Annotated in this window: 23 protein-coding genes; 16 read left to right on the top strand and 7 right to left on the bottom strand. The window is 55.9% G+C overall.

Annotated features, from left to right (window positions below; all coding sequences use genetic code 11):
• Complete coding sequence (gene ubiB, locus MWU60_RS09455; RefSeq protein ID WP_247227025.1) at window positions 1-1,530, top strand: 2-polyprenylphenol 6-hydroxylase; 1,530 nt, start codon at window positions 1-3, stop codon at window positions 1,528-1,530.
• Window positions 1,531-1,897: 367 nt separating this feature from the next.
• Here ubiB and MWU60_RS09450 read toward each other — a convergent pair whose 3' ends face one another.
• Window positions 1,898-2,569 carry a flagellar hook capping FlgD N-terminal domain-containing protein gene (locus tag MWU60_RS09450; RefSeq protein WP_247227024.1) on the bottom strand — a complete coding sequence of 224 codons (672 nt, stop codon included), beginning with the start codon at window positions 2,567-2,569 and terminating at the stop codon, window positions 1,898-1,900.
• A 9-nt stretch (window positions 2,570-2,578) separates the two neighbouring features.
• Entirely contained in the window at window positions 2,579-3,892 is a 1,314-nt protein-coding gene (locus tag MWU60_RS09445; protein WP_247227023.1) for a flagellar hook-length control protein FliK, read from the bottom strand.
• A gap of 117 nt (window positions 3,893-4,009) precedes the next feature.
• Here MWU60_RS09445 and MWU60_RS09440 point away from each other — a divergent pair, with 117 nt between their 5' ends.
• The 6 genes from MWU60_RS09440 to MWU60_RS09415 all read left to right on the top strand — a co-directional run bounded on the left by MWU60_RS09440 (window position 4,010) and on the right by MWU60_RS09415 (window position 8,068).
• Window positions 4,010-4,306, top strand: a complete 297-nt coding sequence (locus tag MWU60_RS09440; protein ID WP_247227022.1) for a rod-binding protein — start codon at window positions 4,010-4,012, stop codon at window positions 4,304-4,306.
• Window positions 4,296-4,637, top strand: coding sequence for a flagellar protein FlgN (locus MWU60_RS09435; protein ID WP_247227021.1), 342 nt, complete (start codon window positions 4,296-4,298; stop codon window positions 4,635-4,637). The genes MWU60_RS09440 and MWU60_RS09435 overlap by 11 nt, the downstream gene beginning before the upstream one ends.
• Window positions 4,638-4,842: 205 nt before the next feature.
• On the top strand, window positions 4,843-6,381 hold the full coding sequence (locus MWU60_RS09430) for a flagellin (RefSeq protein WP_247227020.1): 1,539 nt from the start codon (window positions 4,843-4,845) through the stop codon (window positions 6,379-6,381).
• 99 nt (window positions 6,382-6,480) lie between these two features.
• Complete coding sequence (flaF, locus tag MWU60_RS09425) at window positions 6,481-6,855, top strand: flagellar biosynthesis regulator FlaF (RefSeq protein WP_247227019.1); 375 nt, start codon at window positions 6,481-6,483, stop codon at window positions 6,853-6,855.
• The gene (gene flbT / locus MWU60_RS09420) at window positions 6,855-7,259 is read left to right on the top strand and encodes a flagellar biosynthesis repressor FlbT (RefSeq protein WP_247227018.1); all 405 of its coding nucleotides are present in this window, start codon (window positions 6,855-6,857) and stop codon (window positions 7,257-7,259) included. The genes flaF and flbT overlap by 1 nt, the downstream gene beginning before the upstream one ends.
• Complete coding sequence (locus tag MWU60_RS09415) at window positions 7,256-8,068, top strand: DUF1217 domain-containing protein (protein WP_247227017.1); 813 nt, start codon at window positions 7,256-7,258, stop codon at window positions 8,066-8,068. Before flbT ends, MWU60_RS09415 begins: the two co-directional genes overlap by 4 nt.
• On the opposite strand, the gene MWU60_RS09410 is transcribed toward MWU60_RS09415, so the two are convergent.
• Window positions 8,065-9,417: a FliI/YscN family ATPase gene (locus tag MWU60_RS09410; protein ID WP_247227016.1), complete on the bottom strand. Its 1,353-nt coding sequence runs from the start codon at window positions 9,415-9,417 to the stop codon at window positions 8,065-8,067. The genes MWU60_RS09415 and MWU60_RS09410 overlap by 4 nt on opposite strands.
• Before the next feature lie 86 nt (window positions 9,418-9,503).
• Between MWU60_RS09410 and MWU60_RS09405 the strand changes: the two genes are divergently transcribed.
• Genes MWU60_RS09405 through MWU60_RS09365 form a run of 9 tightly spaced genes read left to right on the top strand, consistent with a single transcriptional unit; the run spans window position 9,504 to window position 14,029 of the window.
• Window positions 9,504-9,890 carry a FlgB family protein gene (locus MWU60_RS09405; protein ID WP_247227015.1) on the top strand — a complete coding sequence of 129 codons (387 nt, stop codon included), beginning with the start codon at window positions 9,504-9,506 and terminating at the stop codon, window positions 9,888-9,890.
• 9 nt (window positions 9,891-9,899) lie between these two features.
• Window positions 9,900-10,292: a flagellar basal body rod protein FlgC gene (gene flgC / locus MWU60_RS09400; protein ID WP_247227014.1), complete on the top strand. Its 393-nt coding sequence runs from the start codon at window positions 9,900-9,902 to the stop codon at window positions 10,290-10,292.
• 11 nt (window positions 10,293-10,303) lie between these two features.
• Window positions 10,304-10,585, top strand: coding sequence for a flagellar hook-basal body complex protein FliE (gene fliE, locus MWU60_RS09395; RefSeq protein ID WP_247227013.1), 282 nt, complete (start codon window positions 10,304-10,306; stop codon window positions 10,583-10,585).
• Window positions 10,582-10,854 (top strand): flagellar biosynthetic protein FliQ, encoded by a 273-nt coding sequence (locus tag MWU60_RS09390; RefSeq protein ID WP_247227483.1) that lies wholly within the window; start codon window positions 10,582-10,584, stop codon window positions 10,852-10,854. Before fliE ends, MWU60_RS09390 begins: the two co-directional genes overlap by 4 nt.
• 1 nt (window position 10,855) lies before the next feature.
• Window positions 10,856-11,575, top strand: coding sequence for a flagellar hook-basal body complex protein (locus tag MWU60_RS09385; RefSeq protein ID WP_247227012.1), 720 nt, complete (start codon window positions 10,856-10,858; stop codon window positions 11,573-11,575).
• 12 nt (window positions 11,576-11,587) lie between these two features.
• Window positions 11,588-12,373 (top strand): flagellar basal-body rod protein FlgG, encoded by a 786-nt coding sequence (flgG, locus tag MWU60_RS09380; RefSeq protein WP_247227011.1) that lies wholly within the window; start codon window positions 11,588-11,590, stop codon window positions 12,371-12,373.
• Complete coding sequence (flgA, locus tag MWU60_RS09375) at window positions 12,370-12,786, top strand: flagellar basal body P-ring formation chaperone FlgA (protein WP_247227010.1); 417 nt, start codon at window positions 12,370-12,372, stop codon at window positions 12,784-12,786. The genes flgG and flgA overlap by 4 nt, the downstream gene beginning before the upstream one ends.
• Complete coding sequence (flgH, locus tag MWU60_RS09370) at window positions 12,773-13,516, top strand: flagellar basal body L-ring protein FlgH (RefSeq protein WP_247227009.1); 744 nt, start codon at window positions 12,773-12,775, stop codon at window positions 13,514-13,516. The genes flgA and flgH overlap by 14 nt, the downstream gene beginning before the upstream one ends.
• 21 nt (window positions 13,517-13,537) lie before the next feature.
• Entirely contained in the window at window positions 13,538-14,029 is a 492-nt protein-coding gene (locus MWU60_RS09365; protein WP_247227008.1) for a flagellar basal body-associated protein FliL, read from the top strand.
• Here MWU60_RS09365 and MWU60_RS09360 read toward each other — a convergent pair.
• Genes MWU60_RS09360 through flhA form a run of 4 tightly spaced genes read right to left on the bottom strand, consistent with a single transcriptional unit; the run spans window position 14,017 to window position 18,357 of the window.
• A complete protein-coding gene (locus MWU60_RS09360) occupies window positions 14,017-14,415 on the bottom strand; it encodes a hypothetical protein (protein ID WP_247227007.1) in 399 nt (132 codons plus the stop codon). The two genes, MWU60_RS09365 and MWU60_RS09360, sit on opposite strands and share 13 nt — an antisense overlap.
• Complete coding sequence (locus MWU60_RS09355) at window positions 14,412-15,491, bottom strand: flagellar type III secretion system protein FlhB (RefSeq protein WP_247227006.1); 1,080 nt, start codon at window positions 15,489-15,491, stop codon at window positions 14,412-14,414. Before MWU60_RS09355 ends, MWU60_RS09360 begins: the two co-directional genes overlap by 4 nt.
• Complete coding sequence (locus MWU60_RS09350) at window positions 15,488-16,267, bottom strand: flagellar biosynthetic protein FliR (protein ID WP_247227005.1); 780 nt, start codon at window positions 16,265-16,267, stop codon at window positions 15,488-15,490. Before MWU60_RS09350 ends, MWU60_RS09355 begins: the two co-directional genes overlap by 4 nt.
• Window positions 16,267-18,357: a flagellar biosynthesis protein FlhA gene (flhA, locus tag MWU60_RS09345; protein ID WP_247227482.1), complete on the bottom strand. Its 2,091-nt coding sequence runs from the start codon at window positions 18,355-18,357 to the stop codon at window positions 16,267-16,269. The genes MWU60_RS09350 and flhA overlap by 1 nt, the downstream gene beginning before the upstream one ends.
• Between the last annotated feature and the right edge of the window lie 80 nt (window positions 18,358-18,437).

Raw genomic sequence — 18,437 nt, 5'->3', positions numbered from 1 at the left:
ATGCGCGGACCGCACAACATTATCCGCCTAATCCGCACAGGCGCGACACTGGAACGAACCGGAGCGATGAAAGTCGTGCTGGACGCATTTGATGCTGGGCCTTTGCTGCGCATCACATTCCGCACGCTGGTTTGGCCTTTTCAATGGTTGGGCTACAAAGGTGATGTGACAATGCCACCTGCCGTGCGGGCGCTGACAGCATTGGGGCCCGCCTATATCAAGTTCGGTCAGGTGCTTTCAACACGACCCGATGTTGTTGGCGATGAACTCGCTGTTCAACTGCGCGTACTGCAAGACAAACTGCCCCCGTTTTCGATGGCCGAAGCCAAGAAGGCGATCCAAACTGAGCTTGGCAGTTCCTTTGACCAGCTTTTCGCTTCCTTTTCCGAACCGGTTGCGGCGGCCTCATTGGCGCAAGTGCACAAAGCACATCTGGCCGACACCGGCGAGGCTGTCGCAGTCAAGATCCTGCGCCCCGGAATTGAGCGGGCCTTTCGCACCGATATTGACGCGTTCTACTTTGCCGCGCGCGCCATTGAGGTTCTGTCACCCGCTTCACGCCGCCTGAAGCCTATGGATGTGATCACCCATTTTGAGGGTGTGGTGATGGGCGAACTGGACCTGCGGCTTGAAAGCTCTGCCGCGGCTGAATTTGCAGCCAATACCGAAGGCGACGCAGGTTTTCAGGTGCCAAAGGTCCTTTGGCATTTGTCAGGGCGCCGGGTCATGACGATGGATTGGGCCGAAGGCACGAACATCGGGATCAATGATGCCTTGGATGCAGCGGGCCACGACCGCGGTGAATTGGCAACCCGCGTTTTGCAATTGTTCCTGAACCATGCGCTGCGCGACGGCTATTTTCATGGCGACATGCACCAAGGCAACCTGAAGGTCGCCGCCAATGGCGATATCATCGCCTATGACTTCGGTATCATGGGGCGGATTGATGAATATACCCGCCGCGTCTATGCGGAAATCCTGTTTGGCTTTATCCGCAAAGACTATCAACGCGTAGCCGAGGTGCATTTTGAGGCGGGTTATGTCCCTGCCGACAGGGATGTCGATGAATTCGCCCGTGCTCTGCGCGCGGTGGGCGAGCCAATTTTTGGTATGGATGCCGATCGCATTTCGATGGCGCGCCTGCTGAGCTATCTCTTTGAGGTGACCGAACGATTTGGCATGGAAACCAGGACCGAGTTGATCTTGCTGCAACGCACAATGGTCGTGGTTGAAGGTGTGGCCCGTTCGCTGGATTCGCGGATGAACATCTGGCAGGTCGCGAAACCCGTTGTCGAAGATTACATCAAACAAAGCATTGGACCAAAGGCTTTACTGCGTGATCTGGCGATGACCGCGCGCATCCTTGCCCGCTTTGGCCCGCAACTGCCGCGTCTGGCAGAGGATGCACTGATCCGCCTCAACAACCCGCCACCACCACCCAAACCACAGCGCCGCATCGCGCGCTTGTCTTGGATGGCGCTGGGCGGCGTTTTGGTTGGTGGCGCCATGTGGGTCAGTCGCCTGTTCTAGGCCGCGTTGGCATCCAACCTAGAGCGCCGATTTCAATATAAAATTGCGCACCGCTAGAAACAAAGCCCCCGGACAAACGGGTTCGTTTCAGCTGTTGCGACGACGGCATGGGCAATTTTGGTGAAATCGCGACGCCGTCGGGCGCATTTTGCCTCTGCCCGCGCGAATTTGCCCGTCCGAAGAACCACATCGCCGCGGTCAAATCAGCTTGTCAGGGGCAAAATATGTCTCGCGCAGGTGCTGGCTCGCTAGGAAACGTGGTCAACACCACAAGGCTCAGACGCCATACACCGCCCCGTCAGCCACCTCGGCCAAGGCGGCTGACGGGGACAGCATAGCAAAGTCGATATACAGAAGGGTCAGGACCCTAAGCACCGCCCTCGCGCAAAGCCGTGACCTGATCGCTGGCAATGACTGCCCCGCCAGATAAGACCAACGTCGTTTGGCCAGCATCCAATCGCACTTCTGTAACAGTGCTGTAGACCTCAACCGGGTCTTGCGCCACGATTTCATCGTTGATTTTGCCGACCACCTCAAACCGATAGAGACCCGGCGGCATTGGCGCACCGTCCGAGCCGACCCCGGCCCATGTCACCTTTTCCGCGCCGGGTTGCACAGGCAAACGCTGCACTTCATCGCCCGCGTCGTTGCGCACAACAAGTTCGGCCGTATCGGCCACACCAGAACGTGTCGGTAAAAGCGTGATTGGTTCTCCGTCAAAATAGGCAGGTGCTGTTGACCGCACCTCTTTGCCGACAAGGGCCGCCATATCAACCAGCCCCCCGCCTGCCATTTGTGTGGTCAGCGACTGCAACAGATCATTGGTCAGCACCGCCTGTTCCACACCCGAAAACGTAGCCAACTGTGTCGCATAATCGGTTGAATCGACTGGATTCAAAGGGTCCTGATACTGCATTTGCGCTGTGAGCATCTTCAAAAACGTCTCAAAATCGGAACTAATCTGTGCCGAAGCGCTGCTTGCTGGATCGGGCACAGATGGTGTGAAATTGGAGGCAGAAGTAAGCTGAGAAATTTCCATGAGTAATCCTTAAATACGCAGATCAAGACCTGAGGACGACGTTGCCTGTGCCGATGCCTGAGGTTGCGGGGTGTCGTTCGCTTCTAGAACGGGCTCACCTTCGATATCAGGCGCACCCTGTTCCTGTTTGGATTGTCCTTCTGGCCCAAATGAGAACGAAATCGTGTCATATCCCAAGGCCCGAAATTCTTGCGCCAATACGTCGATGTGGCGTCGCAACAGATCTTGTGTTTCAGGACGCTCCGTCGACATGTGCAATGTGATTGCCCCGTCCACGGCTGTCATGCTCAAGCGGACACGCCCCAATTCTTCTGGATTCAAGGCGATTTCAGTCGCTTTGCCCGAGCTGTTATTGATAACCACCGCTATTTGGTTTGCTGCATGGCGCGCCATTTCGGGTGCGGTTGAAGGCACCATTGCAGGTGTTGCTGCCGTTGTTAGGATGCTGCGGTCGCTACCATTCAAGCCAAGCGTTATCTCACCGTCGGACGTGTTCTTTTGAACATCGACGACCTGATGTCGTTCAGCAAGCATTGACTGCGCGATGGCGACGGCTGGCGGAGGTTCCGGTGGTGCCTGTGCCGTTGTGACAGAAGGGGCAGGGCTCGTATTCGGCAGAACCTCACCTTTCTTGGTCCGAGATCGGTCGATCTTAAGCTCCTGATCGACATCCTTTGATGTGGGAACCGGCATGATTGGCGCGGTAACACCCGGTGTTGGGGCCTGTGATGCGGCAGGTTTTGTAAAAGTGGCTGGCGCCACCTGATCCTTCGCATTCTGCACCCCAAGCGGTCTTTGATCGACCTTAGTATCGGGTCTTGCTTCATCTTTGGCAGCAGATGGCTTGTCGCCAGGTAGCTGGCTCTCAACTGCGGATTGCGCGAAAGACGGACGCACAGCCTGCTGTACGACATCCTTTGCTTTCAGCGCATCAGTTACGGCTGTGACATTATCGGACAAAGTAACGTCTTCTTTGCCGACGGACGCTTCGATCTTCGCCTTTTGCTCGGCGGGGATGGGAGCTGTTTCGCTGTCGCCAGCGACGGGACGTCGTACAGGTTGCTTGGGTAAACCTAACTCAATGGGCGCGCCCAATTCAGGCGCTGATTCAGTTGTTTGGGCAACCAATAAAATCACATCTTCAGACGTGTCCCCCGACAGCTCCACTTCTGACGCAGGGATCACTGTTTTGTCGTCCGCAACCTGTGCATCGCTTTCGACCAAGGCCAGCATATCGCCAAACGCAACCAAAGCATCGCCCTGCCCCGCAGGGGGTGCCAATACATCTTTCGGTGCCGATTTCCCGGCCATTTCAATTGTCATCAAAGGTATCATCGGTTCTCCGACAGATTCGGTGTTGGCCCTTTTCTAACCTTCAAAAACTTACTGAATGTTTAGGACTGTCGGTCAAATTGCGAATACTCAACAACGGAGAATCCGATGGACACGACACCTGTATTGCCCCCGCCACGGCCCATTTCAGCACTGCCTGACTATATACAAACCGATTCGAAACTGCGCAGTGCGGCCCAAAAACTAGAGGCAACTTTTTTGGCAGAAATGCTAAAATCCGCAGGTCTCGGCGCGCCACGGGATACCTTCGGCGGCGGTGTTGGCGAAGACCAGTTCTCGTCATTTCTGCGAGAAGCCCAAGCCGAAGAAATGGTCGCGGCTGGTGGCATCGGGCTGGCCGAGGCACTGTTTGAAGCAATGAAGGTGCGCATTGATGGCGGATGAAAACACCAAAACGCTCGATGATATTCTGACACAGGAAAAGGCCGCCTTGCTGGCTGGCAACTACGATGCGCTGCCCCCTCTGGAAAAACGAAAAGAGCAGGCTTTAAAGGCGCTGACCAAGGTCACCACATCAAAAGCCGCGCTGGCGCATATTCATTTCCGCATCAGTGAAAATCAGGCACTGCTGGCCGCCGCTATTGACGGGGTCAATGCCGCCCGCAAACGGATCGCGGCACTGAAGGACGTGCAAATGGGCCTGACGGTTTATAATGACGCAGGCAAAATGGCGGTCGTCCCAACAGGCGGCACGGCGATCGAAAAGAAGGCCTAATTTCGTTCAAATGCGCTTTATTCTCTGCGCGCGAGTTAAGAGGTTGTTTAGGCCAAATTGGTTTGTATGGGGCATCGCCATAACGGCTAACCGGTGCACATGCTGCATCGGTGACATTCGTCAGAACGACGCTTCAACCCGCAGAAAACCTGTGGATTCCCGAACCAACCCGGTGCAAAGCGCCAAACCTAAAGGACCATGAAACATGTCCAGTATTCTGACGAACAACAGCGCAATGGTTGCGCTGCAAACGCTGAAATCCATCAATATGGACCTCAGCAAAACGCAAGCCATGATCTCAACAGGTAAAGAAGTGGGATCAGCCCGCGACAACTCTGCCGTTTGGGCGATTTCCAAGGTCATGGAATCCGACGTGAAGGGTTTCAAAGCGATCTCTGAAAGCCTGTCACTTGGGTCTTCCTCTGTTGCAGTGGCGCGGAATGGTGCCGAAACGGTGACTGACCTTCTCAATGATATGAAGGAAAAGATTGTCGCGGCCCAAGGCGAAAACGTGGACCGGACGAAACTGCAAGCCGATGTAGAGGCTCTTTCTGGCCAGATCGCATCGGTCGTGGGTGCGGCTCAGTTTAACGGGCTGAACATGCTGCAGGGCACCGAAAGCGTCGATATCCTGTCCTCGCTGGATCGCTCCAATGACGGTACCGTCACATCTTCCAACATCACGGTTGGCCGTCAGGATCTCAGCTTTGATGCGGGTGTTTATGGCACAGGTGCAGACCTTAGCGCGAACGCAACGACCACGCTGGGCGGTAACCTTGCTGCAGACGGTACAGGTGATGCGTTCTCAAACGGGGCGAATGAGCTAACAGCGCTTGTCGCAGGCACAATCGCAGCTGATCAAACCTATAACTTCCAGATCGCGGGTGAGACTGTCAGCTTTACGACTGCGACAACTTCGGCCGACGATCTTGCTGCAGGTATCACCGCAGCGATCAACGCTGCTGGGATCGAGGATATCACAGCATCGGTGAACACTGCGACGATCACCATCGCATCAACCTCCAAATTCGATGCTGTTGAGGTGAACACCAGCGGTACAGGCGCGGCTACATTCGCGCTAACGGCCAATGGCGACACGCAAGCAGCAGCGACATCTAACAGTCAGACCATCACCGCGCGTGCATCTGAGATTGAATTCTCAACCACAGCCGGCGTTAGCGAAGGCGACAGCTACCGTGCCGCAATCGGCGGTGTGAACTACGACTATGTCGCTGGACCGGGCGAAACATTTGAAGATGTCGCGCGCGGCTTGAAAACCGTGATTGATGGCGCAGGTATCGAGAACATTGAAACCCGCGTGCGCCAGGACGAGACAACTGGTGCATGGGTTCTGCAGATCGACAATGACGGTGCTGCCCAGACCCTGACCGATGTTGGCGCCGCCGGTGGTGAGGCGACAGGCGGTCTTGTTGGCTTGGACAAGTTGGATGTAACAACAGATGAAGGTGTTCGGGCCGCTCTGGCCAATATCGAAACCTACATCGACACCACCATCGACTCCGCAGCACAGTTCGGTTCCAGCCAAGGTCGGATCGACACGCAGTCCGAGTTTATCTCGAACCTGACAGACAGCTTGCGGTCCGGTATCGGCGCTCTTGTGGATGCAGATATGGAAGAAACATCGGCCCGTTTGCAGGCGCTGCAGGTGCAGCAGCAGCTGGGTGTGCAGTCGCTATCGATTGCAAACCAGGCACCGCAGACAATTCTGTCGCTGTTCCGGTAATTCAATAGCGCGTGGCGCCGGGGATAACCCGGCGCCACGAACCCCCATGGCGCAGTAAAACTGTGCTCCCGTTCAAACTTGTCCCTGAAAGGACCGCACGTGAACGTCATTGAACAAGCTCACCAAGCCTATGCTCCTACCCAAACCTCTATTCGTTCGGACCGCTCAGTCGAGGCGCAGCTGATCAGCCAAATCACTGCCCGCTTGCGCAAAGCCAACACCGGTTTGCGGGCCGATTTCCCGGCTCTTGTCGCTGCCTTGCATGAGAATCGCCGCATGTGGGTCACTATGGCCGCGGGTGTTGCCGATGCTGAAAATGCACTGCCTCAGGCATTGCGTGCGCAGCTTTTCTATCTGGCTGAATTCACCGAACATCACAGTGCATTGGTGATCAAGCGTCTGGCTGATGTTACCCCACTGGTCGATATTAACACAGCCGTCATGCGTGGGCTCAACGCGCAGAGGCAGTCTTAATGTCTGGTCTGGTCTTGAAGTTGAACCCCAAGGAACGCGTACTTGTGAATGGCGCCGTCATTGAAAACGGTGATCGCCGCAGTCGATTGTCGATCCTGACCCCCAATGCGAACATCCTTCGCCTTCGGGACGCGATCCGTCCTGATGAGGTGAACACACCCGTTCGCCGCGTTTGCTATATTGCACAACTGGTCCTTTCCGGCGACGTCGCCGAAGAAGACGCAGAGCTGCAGATCCTGCGCGGGATTGAACAACTCAGCCAAGCACTGACTGATGATGACAGTCGTTTGCATCTGGATGCCGCGACTGATGCGGTCACGCGCAAGGACTTCTACCGCACGCTTAAATCCCTACGGAACCTGTTACAGCGAGAGGCGCGCCTGCTTGCCGCACGACCATCATGAGCTTTCAACCGATCGTCCCCCTTAGCGGCTATGTCGGCTGGCGCTTTCTTGAGCGGACGATGGAAGCCCAGCAAACGGCTTTTAACGAAAGTCAGCCGGTTTCGCGCGCAACAGACTATTTTCGGGAAAAGATCGGCAGCATCACCAATGCAGCCGATTTGGTCAATGACAGGCAATTGCTGTCTGTGGCCTTGGGTGCATTTGGCCTTGACGACGATATCAACAACACGTTCTTCATTCGCAAGATCCTTGAAGACGGAACCACCGCTGATGACGCGCTTGCCAATCGTTTGGCCGACAACCGATACGAAGAGTTTAGCAGCGCATTTGGGTTTGGTGATTTGCCGGCCGGGCGTACTTTCCTGTCGACCTTTCCGGACGAAATCATTGACCGCTTTGAAACGCAACAATTTGCGCGCGCCGTGGGCGACCAAAACAACGATCTCCGGCTTGCCCTAAACGTAAGCGAGGGTATCGGCGATATCCTAGAGCGCAACACCACCACTGCGGGCCAGTGGTTCTCTGTGATGGGAAACGCACCGCTGCGGTCGGTGTTTCAAACGGCCCTTGGATTGCCGTCTAGCATCGCGAGCGTTGATCTTGACCAACAGCGCGAGATTTTTCAGGAACGCGCCCGTTCTGTGCTTGGGACGGACCAATTGGCGGATCTCACCGACCCGGGCGAACAGGAAAAACTGATCCGACTGTTCCTGGTCCGGTCAGAAGCAGCTGAAATCGCGGCTTCAACGGCCAGTTCGACGGCGTTGGCCCTTTTGCAATCAGCCCCGCGCTTTAACAGCCTACGTTAGGCCGCGGTATCAGGTCGTTCACTATGTTGCATTGGCCCACTGGCCAATGCCTGCCGCAACTTGGCAAAATGGGCTAATGTGCCACGCTGATCTTTCATCATTAGAAACGCATTCAAGGCTGGTGCGCATTGGATAGCGGCATCAATCTGTGGATCGGATCCAGCGACATATAGGCCCGATTGGATCATCAACTCTGCCTCGGCATAGGTGCCAAGGCTGCGTCGCGCATTCGCAATGATTGCGTTCTCTTGCACCGTTGCTGCATCCGGCAGGGACCGCGACACGGATCGGACCACATCAACAGCCGGAAATTGGCCTTTCTCAGCCAAACCACGATCAAGCACAACATGCCCATCCAGCATCCCCCGCAACATATCCGCGATTGGCTCTTCCATATCAGATCCGGCCACCAAGACTGAAAAGATCGCTGTGATATCGCCCGCCATGCCGACGCCCGGTCCGGCCCGTTCGCAAAGTTGCGCCACCGCGGCACCCGTTGATGCCGGGAAACCCCGAAGGTTTGCATGTTCACCGCCAGCGACCGCCACTTCGCGGTGCGCTTCGCAGAACCGCGTCACAGAGTCGATCAGCAGCAGGACCTGTTTACCCTGGTCGCGAAAATGCTCTGCGACCGCCATCGCTGCGCCTGCGCACCGCCGCCGCACTTGCGGCGCACGGTCTGACGTCGCCGCGACAACAACGGCGCGCTGCATGCCCTCCGGCCCAAGCACGTTTTCGACGAAATGCCGGACCTCGCGCCCACGTTCACCCACCAAAGCAATGACGATCACATCAGTCGCCATTCCGCGTGCCATGTCCGCCAGAAGTGTCGACTTACCAACACCCGAACCCGCAAACAGACCCATCCGTTGCCCCCGCACAATCGGGAGCAGCGTGTTAAAGACAGCCAGTCCCGTTTCAAGCCGCTGTCCCATCGCGCGCCGGGCATGCGATCCAGGTGGCGACGCATTCAATCCCCGCGCTGCATCGCCTGGCAACAATGGTCGCCCGTCAAGAGGCTTTCCATCTGGGTCGATCACCCGACCGATCCAACAGGCATGAGGTGCAAATGTTGGTGGCGGGTCCAGAATGACCCGGTCATCAATCGAGATACCGGTGCTATCGCCATCAATAAGAATATGAATAACACCCTGATCCAGCTTTACAATTTCACCGCTCAGCGACGTGTGGCCAGTGCATACTTGGGCGCGATCACCCAGCCGCACGCTGGATGCTGATGACCGGGCCTGCACGGTGCCACCGGCCACACCAATGACCCGGCCAACGGCATGCAAACCGCGCAAAGAAGAGATCGCCAGTTGCATCTGATCAAGTATATTTTTCTGCACATTCGCACCTTGTTGGTTAACCACACACCTCTTCTTAAGGAATCACCCTTAATCCTTCGTTGAAACCAAGCGAGGGAGAACCCCCGATGTATGATTCTTTGGATTTATTCCAAACAGCCGCCGCGATGGCACGCCATGCAGGCGCACGGCAGGCGGTCGTTGCGCGCAATATCGCAAACGCCGATACGCCAGGTTTTCAGGCACAGAGCATAGCCGCTTTTCGCGACGCCTATGATGCATCTGGCCCGTCGCATATGCGGGCTACCCGGCCCGGCCACATGCAAATGGCTGCGGGCACAGATAGTGCCCCGCGCGATCTGACCGCTACCGGCACCCCATCACCGAACGGCAATACGGTCTCGGTCGAGGATGAGATGTTGCAATCCGTTGCCGTCAGCCGGGAACACAACCGTGCGCTGACGATTTATCGGCACACAATGACCATTATCCGCACCAGCCTTGGTAGAAATTAAGGGGGACATATGACTGATTTCAGTGACGCGATGTCTGTCGCGACAAGCGGGATGAAAGCGCAAGCCAACCGGCTGCGCCACGTTTCCGAAAACATCGCCAACACCGACACACCTGGCTATCAGCGTAAGACGATTGCATTTCAGGAAATGGTTGAAAACGGGCGTCGGTCCGGCGCGGTTGAAACCGGCCGCATGCGGTTGGACCAAACAGAACTGACCCGCATTTATGACCCGGCCAATCCGCTTGCCGATGAAACAGGGCATTATGACGGATCAAACGTCAACCTGTTGATCGAAATCGCAGACGCCCGCGAGGCCCAGCGCAGCTATGAGGCCAACCTCAAAATGTTTGATCAGGTCCGGCAAATGTCGTCGGCCTTGATGGATCTACTTCGCAGATAAGGAATATAGATATGGATATCAGCTCACTCGTTGCCCAGAATTATGCCGCTAGCAAGACAGCAACAGCGCCCGATCAGGCCAGCGGAACTGGGATGTTTGCAGCGGCGGCAAATGATTTTGCCGCAACCTTGCAAGCAAGCGAAACAGCCGCAATGCAGGCCATGACCACCGGGGCCGACCCGCATGCGCTTGTCGCGGCTTTGGCGCAAACAGAACTGGCAGTGCAGACTGCCGTTACTGTTCGCGACCGCGTGGTTGAGGCGTATCAGGAAATCCTGCGGATGCCAGTCTGATGAGCGAAGCCCTGTTTTACGACACCTTGCGCCAAAGCCTGTGGGTCGCCTTTGTAATTTCGATCCCAATCCTGACGGTGGCGTTGGCATCCGGTTTGGTCGTGGGCCTGTTTCAGGCACTGACCTCCATTCAGGAAATGACACTGACATTCGTGCCAAAACTGGCGGCGATCATCGGGGTTTTCTGGATCACAATGGCGTTCATGTCGGAAACACTTGTTTCGTTGTTTCAAAATACGTTGATCCCGATTATCGCAGGGGGCTTTTAGGATGGACAATGCATCTTACACGGCGCTGACACGACAGTCAGGGCTGATGCATGAAATGCAGGTATTGGCCAACAATATCGCCAATGCATCAACTGACGGGTTTCGCGCGGAAAAGGTGATGTTTGCCGAACATGTCAAGGCATTGGGCCCTGACGCAGATTCACTTTCGATGGCCACCGCAACCGTCCGCGATACGGTTATGAGCCAAGGCAGCCTGGGGCAAACCGGCGGGGCATTTGACCTTGCGATTGAAGGTGAAGGGTTCTTTCTGATTGAAACGGCCGCCGGGCAACGCCTGACGCGCGCTGGCGCGTTTCGGCCAAATGAAAACGGTGATCTTGTGACTGCCGATGGCAACCGCGTCTTGGATGCGGGGGGGGCACCGGTCTTTGTTCCACAAGGTGTGGGGCGTGTCGGCATCGCACCTGACGGCACGATGAGTGCGGGCGGTCAGCCAATCGGCCAGATTGGTCTGTTTCTACCAACCGACCCGACCCAGATGGTACGTGAAAGCGGCGTCCTATTTGATGCGCGCGGAGGGTTTGAGCCCACCCTAGACGGCCGCATGATGCAAGGATTTCTCGAAGCCTCCAATGTCGATCCCATCCTGCAAGTCAGCCGCATGATCGAGGTGCAGCGCGCCTATGAACTGGGTCAAAGCTTTATCGACAAAGAAGATGAACGCATCAGAAGCGTAATCGAAGCGATCCGAAGCAGATAAGGGACAGACACTATGCGAGCACTGAAAATAGCGGCCGCCGGCATGACAGCCCAGCAAATGCGGGTTGAGGTTATCTCAAACAACCTCGCGAATATGAACACGACGGGCTATAATGCGCGGCGGGCAGAGTTCGCTGACCTCCACTATCAGCAACTTGCGCGACCAGGCACAATTAATGCATCCGACGGGACTGTTCTGCCTACCGGCGTTCAGCTTGGGCTTGGCGTTCGCGCAACGGCTGTTTCAGTGATGCTCAGCCAAGGGTCTTTGGGGGCGACCGGTGGCGATCTTGACCTCGCAATTGAGGGCGATGGCTATCTTGAGGTTACGCTGCCATCAGGGGTTTCGGCCTATACGCGCGATGGAGCCCTAAAACTGACCGGCGACGGCCTGATCGTAACATCCGATGGATATCCCGTTGTGCCTGACATCACTGTGCCGCGCGATACGCGATCAATCTCAATCAACGCCGAAGGCGAGGTTTTCGGCTACTTTGCCGACGAAGTACAGCCGCAACTTTTGGGACAATTTTCATTGGCTGGGTTCACCAACCCCAAGGGGTTAGAGGCCATTGGATCAAACCTTTTTCGTGAAACAACAGCATCAGGTCCCTCTGCCGTCGCATCCCCGGGGCAAGATGGCCTTGGCGTATTGCGGCAAGGATATCTAGAAGACAGTTCCGTTGATCCGGTACGCGAGGTCACAGACCTGATCGAAGCGCAGCGCGGGTATGAGTTGAATTCCAAAGTCATCACAGCGGCTGACCAAATGCTCAGCGCGATGGTGCAGCTGCGATGATCCGTCTGATCGCCCTGCTGACGTGTCTGTCCACATCGGCGGTGGCTGACACGGTTGTAGCCGTGCGCACCATACCGGCACTGACGGTGATCGCACCTGAGGATCTAACGATCAGCAATCGCGACACACCGGGCGCGGCCAGCGATCCTGCGCAAATCATCGGGCTGGAAGCGCGTGTCGCACTCTTTGCGGGGCGACCCATCCAGATGGGCAATGTCGGTGCCCCAGCAGTGGTTGAACGCAACCAACTGGTCCCACTGTATTACAACAATAACGGCCTGATCATTTCGACCGAAGGGCGCGCATTGGGCCGGGCCGGGCCGGGCGACAGAATACGGGTGATGAACACGGCATCGCGAACAACTGTGTCTGCCACAATCGGATCAGACGGAGCTGCATATGTCGTGCAATAGACCGCTTAGAAACTGGGCCGGTGCTGGCCTGATCGCGATATCCGGCTGCAGCAGTACGCCAGTCGGGACGCCACCGCCGTTTTCACCCGTCGTTCAGAATAGTGAAAGCGCCGCAATGCAAACCCCCGGCCTACCCGCACCGATCGCAACAACAGCTCTGGGGCCATCTTCGCGGGCATCGCTTTGGACAGGCGACCGGGGATCGCTTTTGGGGGACCGGCGCGCAATGACCCGTGGTGATATCATGACCGTTGTTATCGAAATTGATGACAGCGCAGAGATTTCAAACTCTTCCGACCGGTCGCGATCCGGGTCGCAGCAAGCGGGGCTATCGCAACTTTTTGGCGTACCGCAAAGGCTCGACAAGCGGCTGCCAGATGGGGCGACCAGTGCCGGCCTTGTTGATCTGAATTCACAAAGCAACAGCTCAGGAGATGGATCTGTCCGGCGGAATGAACGGCTTACGTTGCGGGTTGCAGTGACGATCACCGATGTGCTGCCAAATGGTGTGTTGGCCATCATTGGACGCCAGGAGGTCAGGGTGAATTTCGAACTGCGTGAACTAATCGTGACTGGCTATGTCAGGCCCCAAGACATCACACGCCAAAACGAAATCACCTACGACAAAATCGCATCTGCGCGCATTTCATATGGGGGTCGCGGTCAAATCACCGACATGCAGCAACCGCGCGTCGGGCAACAGATTTTGGAAAATGTGCTGCCGTTCTAGGCTCATATCGGAGAGTTCTTAATGAAAGCTATCTTGATACCAATTGTCATGTTGTTGGTCGGGGTTGGTTCCGGGGTTGGCGCGGGCCTGCTACTGAAACCAGAACCGGACCCAGCAGACATAGCGGCGGATGTCGAAGCAGGTGAGGATCCGACTGAACCCGCTGCCCCAGCCGTTGAAGAAACCGAAGAGCGCGAATACGCCAAACTGAACAACCAGTTTATCATTCCCGTTCTTGAAGACGGAAAAGTTGCCGCCCTCGTGGTGATGTCGCTGAACCTTGAGGTCACCGTCGGCAGCCGCACAGCAGTTTTTTCGGCAGAACCAAAGCTTCGGGATCGATTTTTGCAGGTCATGTTTGATCATGCAAATACCGGTGGTTTTTCTGGCAACTTCACGCGTGGCACCAAAATGCGGGCACTGCGCAATGAACTGTTGCGCGCCGCCGAAGACGTGATTGGCGACCGCGTGACCGACGTACTGGTCATCGACATCGTGCGTCAGGATTCGTAACGCGCCCGCCGGTCTTTGATCAGGCGTTCATGCAATGCCGCCCGGGCAGACAGGGCCTGCGCCACCTGACTTTTGCCAAAGGCATTTTTCAGCTTTACCCGTATTTCTGCCTGTTGGGCCAGAACCTGCGCCAGTTCCAAATTGATAGTGGTTTGTCGCTGATCAATCCAACGATGCCAACGCAGATCAACGCCAGCGGTCAATGACGCAAGATCTTGTGCCATAAGCTGAGCGGACCTTGTCTGTTTTTGCTGCACAAGTTGCATAAGGTTACGGCGCAACGCGCGTTCCTGCTCCAACAGCTTTGCCATCTCTAGCTGAACGGATTGATACCGCAGGTCAGCAATTCTTGTCAGTGCCTCATGTTTCTCACGCAACGACGTCATCGGTGTGCCTTTTTGCGCAGTTCTTCGGCAAAGCGGATGGCGGCGGCGACCGCACGATAGTGCTCTGTTGCAATTTCTTGCCCCAGAGACACCTCAGCGTGCAGGGCCCGCGCGGTTGGTGGATCCGAATGCAACGGCACGCCGTGTTCAGCGGCAAGCGCTCTGATACTTGCGGCGGTTTCATCAACCCCTTTCGCGACACAAATCGGGGCCTGCGCTGCAGTCTTGTCCCACTTTAGTGCCACGGCATAATGCGTTGGGTTCACGATCACCACATCGGCCGTCGGCACATCGCGTAGCATCTGATTCATTGCAATCTCATGTCCACGCTGGCGGCGCTGCTGCTTGACGAACGGGTCGCCTTCGGCCTGCTTCAATTCATCCATCATTTCCTTGCGGCTCATGCGGTTTTTGCGGGTATGTTCCGCACTCTGCCAAAGAAAGTCGACGCTGCCCAAGGTCAGCGCAACCACAAACACGATGCCCATCAGCACGATTAGCATCTGACCCAACTCTACGACGACCAAACGCGGTGGAAGATGCATGCTGCCGATGATCCGCTCGATCTCACCGACCAGAAAGAAACCCATAATAACGCAATAGATGATCAGTTTTGACGTGCTCTTTGCGAATTCAAACAGCCCTTGGCGGCCAAATTTGTTCTTCACCCCCGAGATCGGCGAGATACGGCTCAGTTTCGGTGCGACCTTGCTGCCTGTGAACAAAAATGCACGTTGTGCGGTAACAGATACGATTGCAAACACCGCAGGAATAAGAAACCAAGGGGCCATACCCCAACTGATTTGTTGCAGAATGCCGCCATGCAGCGACGTACCTGACCCCGCAAAAATCAGCTGCGACAGGTCTGATGCCTGCTCTAACATGATCGACATGGTCGTCGCCAAACCGCCAAGGGCAGCAGGCCCGACCGTCAGCATAACAATCAAAAGTCCCGCGTAGGACGCCGCTGTTGTTAGATCTGCAGACCGCGCGATTTCCCCTTTTTTTCGCGCATCATCCAGCTTTTTCTGGCTTGGTTCATACTGCTTATCTTCATCCTGGTCTTGCTCGCTCATGGCCACCCGTCAAAAGGTGTTTCCATGAATGCAGAAAAAGCGGCAAACCAAAGTGCCAGCATCAAAGGGGCGGTCAAGAAAAACAAGAGCAGGCCACCCGCCGTCAACGCGGGCGCGCCGACAAAGGACACCATCAATTGCGGCATTGCACGGTTAATAACGCCTAGGACCACATTATAAATCAAAGACGCAATCAAAAATGGCGCAGCCAAAGTGAACCCTAGCCCAAAGGCCCGCGCGACCTCTTGCACGCCGACTTCAGCGACGAAACGCGTATCGAGCGCATTTCCAAAGGGTACGATCATATAGCTTTGGATCATGTAACTGGCGGCTTGAACGTGCAGCCCCATCAATGCGGCCAGGGCCGTGCCTGCAACGACGAGGACGTGACCGATTGCCGGTTGCGGGTCGACAACGGCGGTCCCACCAAAAATCTGTGATAAAGACGTTGATTGCGCCGCGATTGAACCTGCGATCTGCAAGGCCAGGATGAAAAACCGAAGGCATATCCCGAAAAACAACCCCGTCAACGCCTCTGGCCCTAGCACTTTTGCAGCGGCCATTGCTGTATCAGGCAAGGTCACCACTTGCGGCGCGACGGCAGGTGCGACGATCATCGAAAACATCACCGCCAGCACAAGCCGCACCCGCGTTGGCACCGGCTGGTCCCCAAATGCAGGCAATACCGCCATTATTGCGCCAACGCGGGTAAAAACTGCAAAACCTGACCACATGACGGATTGCGAGTAAGGCATGAGATCAAACAACGTATCCATCACGCTGGCACCAACCCGACCAGCGCAGGGCGTGCATCTATGCCGATCTCTTCGAACGACAGGACCGGGTTCATGATCCCCTTCGCAGCCATGACCGTCCGCAAAAATCGCCGACGCCGGGTTGAGGTGACAACGGCTGCATAGGCCCCGGCTTCTGCAGCTTGCCCAAGTTTTTCGGCGATCCCTTCGGCCAATTGATTAAAACTGTCAGGCGGCAATGCCACATCACCACTGCCCCGATCCGTCCGAATTTCATAGGTTGTAAACGTATCTTCCCATTCCGGCGCCAATTGCACCAAAGGAATTGTCCCATCCCCACGGCGCATATTGGCCACAAGTTGAAAGCCAAGCCTTTGACGCACATGCTCGGCGATGCCATCAACCGTTTGAAAAAGCTGACGCCCCTCAGCGGTCGCTTCAATTATCAGGGGCAGGTTACGGATTGAAACCCGTTCCTCCAATAGCAACCGCAGAACGGACAGCAACACATCAATCGGGACCTTATCTGGGATAAGCTCATCCAGCATGCGCCTGTTTGCCTCGGCCCTGTCAGGATCGCTTAGATTGGCCATTTCATCCAGCCTGCGGCGCAGTGCTTTAAAGGTCAAAAGGCGAGAGAAATTTCGTTTTACGATCTCAAGCAGATGCGTGGCAAGGACCTCTGTCGGTTGCACGGTCGTCAACCCGGCAAGTGCGGCCGTTTCCTGCTGCGATGGGTCAATCCAACGTGCCGGTGCACCAAAAACCGGCTCTTTGACCAAGTCGCCAGACAAATCCGCGTCGGCCGTTTCCGACATCAGCGCCAAAACTTGCCCGGACACCAAAGTATCGCGCACCTGCTCGACCCCTTGCACATTCACCACATAGCATCCCGGCGGCAAAGCCGCGTTATCGGTCAGTCGGATTTCGGGCAGCAAGACGCCAAAATCTGTTGCGACATGGCTGCGCATATTTGCAATCCGCGCATCCAGTCCAGTGCCGGGATCAAGAACCATATCGACCAGATCTGGGGCAAACTCCACATGGATATCATCCAGATCAAGCACGTCACCCATAGAGGTTTTTGCTGGCACATCTTCTTGTGGCTGGGCGGTGTCCACCTCAGCCAACTTCGCCTTTTTTGCCGCAGTTGACATCATCATCGAACAGCCGCCCAATGTCAGCGCGCCAACCAAGAACGGAATGAACGGCAGACCCGGCACCAAAGCAAGCAATGCCATCAAAAGAGCTACCGTCGCAAGTGCCGCTGGGTGCCGGCCCAACTGTGCGACCAAGGCAATATCTGTTGCACCTGTTGATCCGCCGCGGGCAAGCAATAATGCCGAAGCAATTGAAATCACAACAGCGGGTATTTGTGAAACCAGGCCATCACCAACCGTCAATATGGCATATGTTTCAAAGGCATCCCCGATTGGCATACCATGGACCGTTATGCCGATGATCAGTCCCATGATCAGGTTTAGCGCCGTGATAAGCAAACCGGCAATGGCGTCACCTTTCACGAATTTTGATGCCCCATCAAGTGAACCGAAGAACGTTGTTTCAGCCTGTTCCCGTTCCCGGCGCGCCTTCGCTTCGAGGTGGTCGATCGCGCCTGCGGCTACATCACTATCAATCGCCAACTGTTTGCCGGGCATAGCGTCAAGCGCGAACCGCGCCCCGACTTCCGCCATCCGGGTGGCCCCTTTGTTGATGACAACAAAATTGACAATCAAAAGTACACAGAAGACGACGACGCCTAGCAGTACACTGCCGCCCATGACGAACATCGCAAACCCTTCGATGACGTCGCCTGCTGCGTCGGTGCCTGTGTGCCCTTCACCGATGATTAATTTGGTCGACGACACATTCAATGATAGCCGCAATACCAAAGAAGCCAAAAGCACCGTCGGAAAGGCGGAAAAATCCAACGGTCGGTCGATGAACAACGTGACCGTAAAGATCAAAATGGCGAGGGCGAATGATGCCGCCAATCCAATGTCCAATACCCATGCTGGCATCGGCAAAATCATCATGACAATGACGGCAATCAGCCCCATCGCCAACAGGATCGTCGGCTGAAAAATGTCGCGCAGCGTAAGGCCGGTCATCTTAGAGCGGCCCAGAGCAACCCAAAGTGAACACGAGAGCAGGCTAAGACCTTTGCCAACTGCCACATCCGGCGCGATGA

Origin of the sequence: Yoonia sp. F2084L (assembly GCF_023015625.1) — a bacterium.
In the GTDB taxonomy this organism is placed as follows: domain Bacteria; phylum Pseudomonadota; class Alphaproteobacteria; order Rhodobacterales; family Rhodobacteraceae; genus Yoonia.
The sequence above is the reverse complement of the archived record's forward strand: the minus strand, read 5'-3'. Positions and strand labels throughout refer to the sequence as shown.

What these genes read in the sequence shown, in the direction of transcription:
- ubiB (WP_247227025.1), top strand. Translation starts at nt 1, where the DNA reads ATGCGCGGACCGCACAACATTATCCGCCTAATCCGCACAGGCGCGACA.
- MWU60_RS09450 (WP_247227024.1), bottom strand. Translation starts at nt 2,569, where the DNA reads ATGGAAATTTCTCAGCTTACTTCTGCCTCCAATTTCACACCATCTGTG.
- MWU60_RS09445 (WP_247227023.1), bottom strand. Translation starts at nt 3,892, where the DNA reads ATGACAATTGAAATGGCCGGGAAATCGGCACCGAAAGATGTATTGGCA.
- MWU60_RS09440 (WP_247227022.1), top strand. Translation starts at nt 4,010, where the DNA reads ATGGACACGACACCTGTATTGCCCCCGCCACGGCCCATTTCAGCACTG.
- MWU60_RS09435 (WP_247227021.1), top strand. Translation starts at nt 4,296, where the DNA reads ATGGCGGATGAAAACACCAAAACGCTCGATGATATTCTGACACAGGAA.
- MWU60_RS09430 (WP_247227020.1), top strand. Translation starts at nt 4,843, where the DNA reads ATGTCCAGTATTCTGACGAACAACAGCGCAATGGTTGCGCTGCAAACG.
- flbT (WP_247227018.1), top strand. Translation starts at nt 6,855, where the DNA reads ATGTCTGGTCTGGTCTTGAAGTTGAACCCCAAGGAACGCGTACTTGTG.
- MWU60_RS09415 (WP_247227017.1), top strand. Translation starts at nt 7,256, where the DNA reads ATGAGCTTTCAACCGATCGTCCCCCTTAGCGGCTATGTCGGCTGGCGC.
- MWU60_RS09405 (WP_247227015.1), top strand. Translation starts at nt 9,504, where the DNA reads ATGTATGATTCTTTGGATTTATTCCAAACAGCCGCCGCGATGGCACGC.
- flgC (WP_247227014.1), top strand. Translation starts at nt 9,900, where the DNA reads ATGACTGATTTCAGTGACGCGATGTCTGTCGCGACAAGCGGGATGAAA.
- fliE (WP_247227013.1), top strand. Translation starts at nt 10,304, where the DNA reads ATGGATATCAGCTCACTCGTTGCCCAGAATTATGCCGCTAGCAAGACA.
- MWU60_RS09385 (WP_247227012.1), top strand. Translation starts at nt 10,856, where the DNA reads ATGGACAATGCATCTTACACGGCGCTGACACGACAGTCAGGGCTGATG.
- flgG (WP_247227011.1), top strand. Translation starts at nt 11,588, where the DNA reads ATGCGAGCACTGAAAATAGCGGCCGCCGGCATGACAGCCCAGCAAATG.
- flgA (WP_247227010.1), top strand. Translation starts at nt 12,370, where the DNA reads ATGATCCGTCTGATCGCCCTGCTGACGTGTCTGTCCACATCGGCGGTG.
- flgH (WP_247227009.1), top strand. Translation starts at nt 12,773, where the DNA reads ATGTCGTGCAATAGACCGCTTAGAAACTGGGCCGGTGCTGGCCTGATC.
- MWU60_RS09365 (WP_247227008.1), top strand. Translation starts at nt 13,538, where the DNA reads ATGAAAGCTATCTTGATACCAATTGTCATGTTGTTGGTCGGGGTTGGT.
- MWU60_RS09360 (WP_247227007.1), bottom strand. Translation starts at nt 14,415, where the DNA reads ATGACGTCGTTGCGTGAGAAACATGAGGCACTGACAAGAATTGCTGAC.
- MWU60_RS09355 (WP_247227006.1), bottom strand. Translation starts at nt 15,491, where the DNA reads ATGAGCGAGCAAGACCAGGATGAAGATAAGCAGTATGAACCAAGCCAG.
- MWU60_RS09350 (WP_247227005.1), bottom strand. Translation starts at nt 16,267, where the DNA reads ATGGATACGTTGTTTGATCTCATGCCTTACTCGCAATCCGTCATGTGG.
- flhA (WP_247227482.1), bottom strand. Translation starts at nt 18,357, where the DNA reads ATGACCGGCCTTACGCTGCGCGACATTTTTCAGCCGACGATCCTGTTG.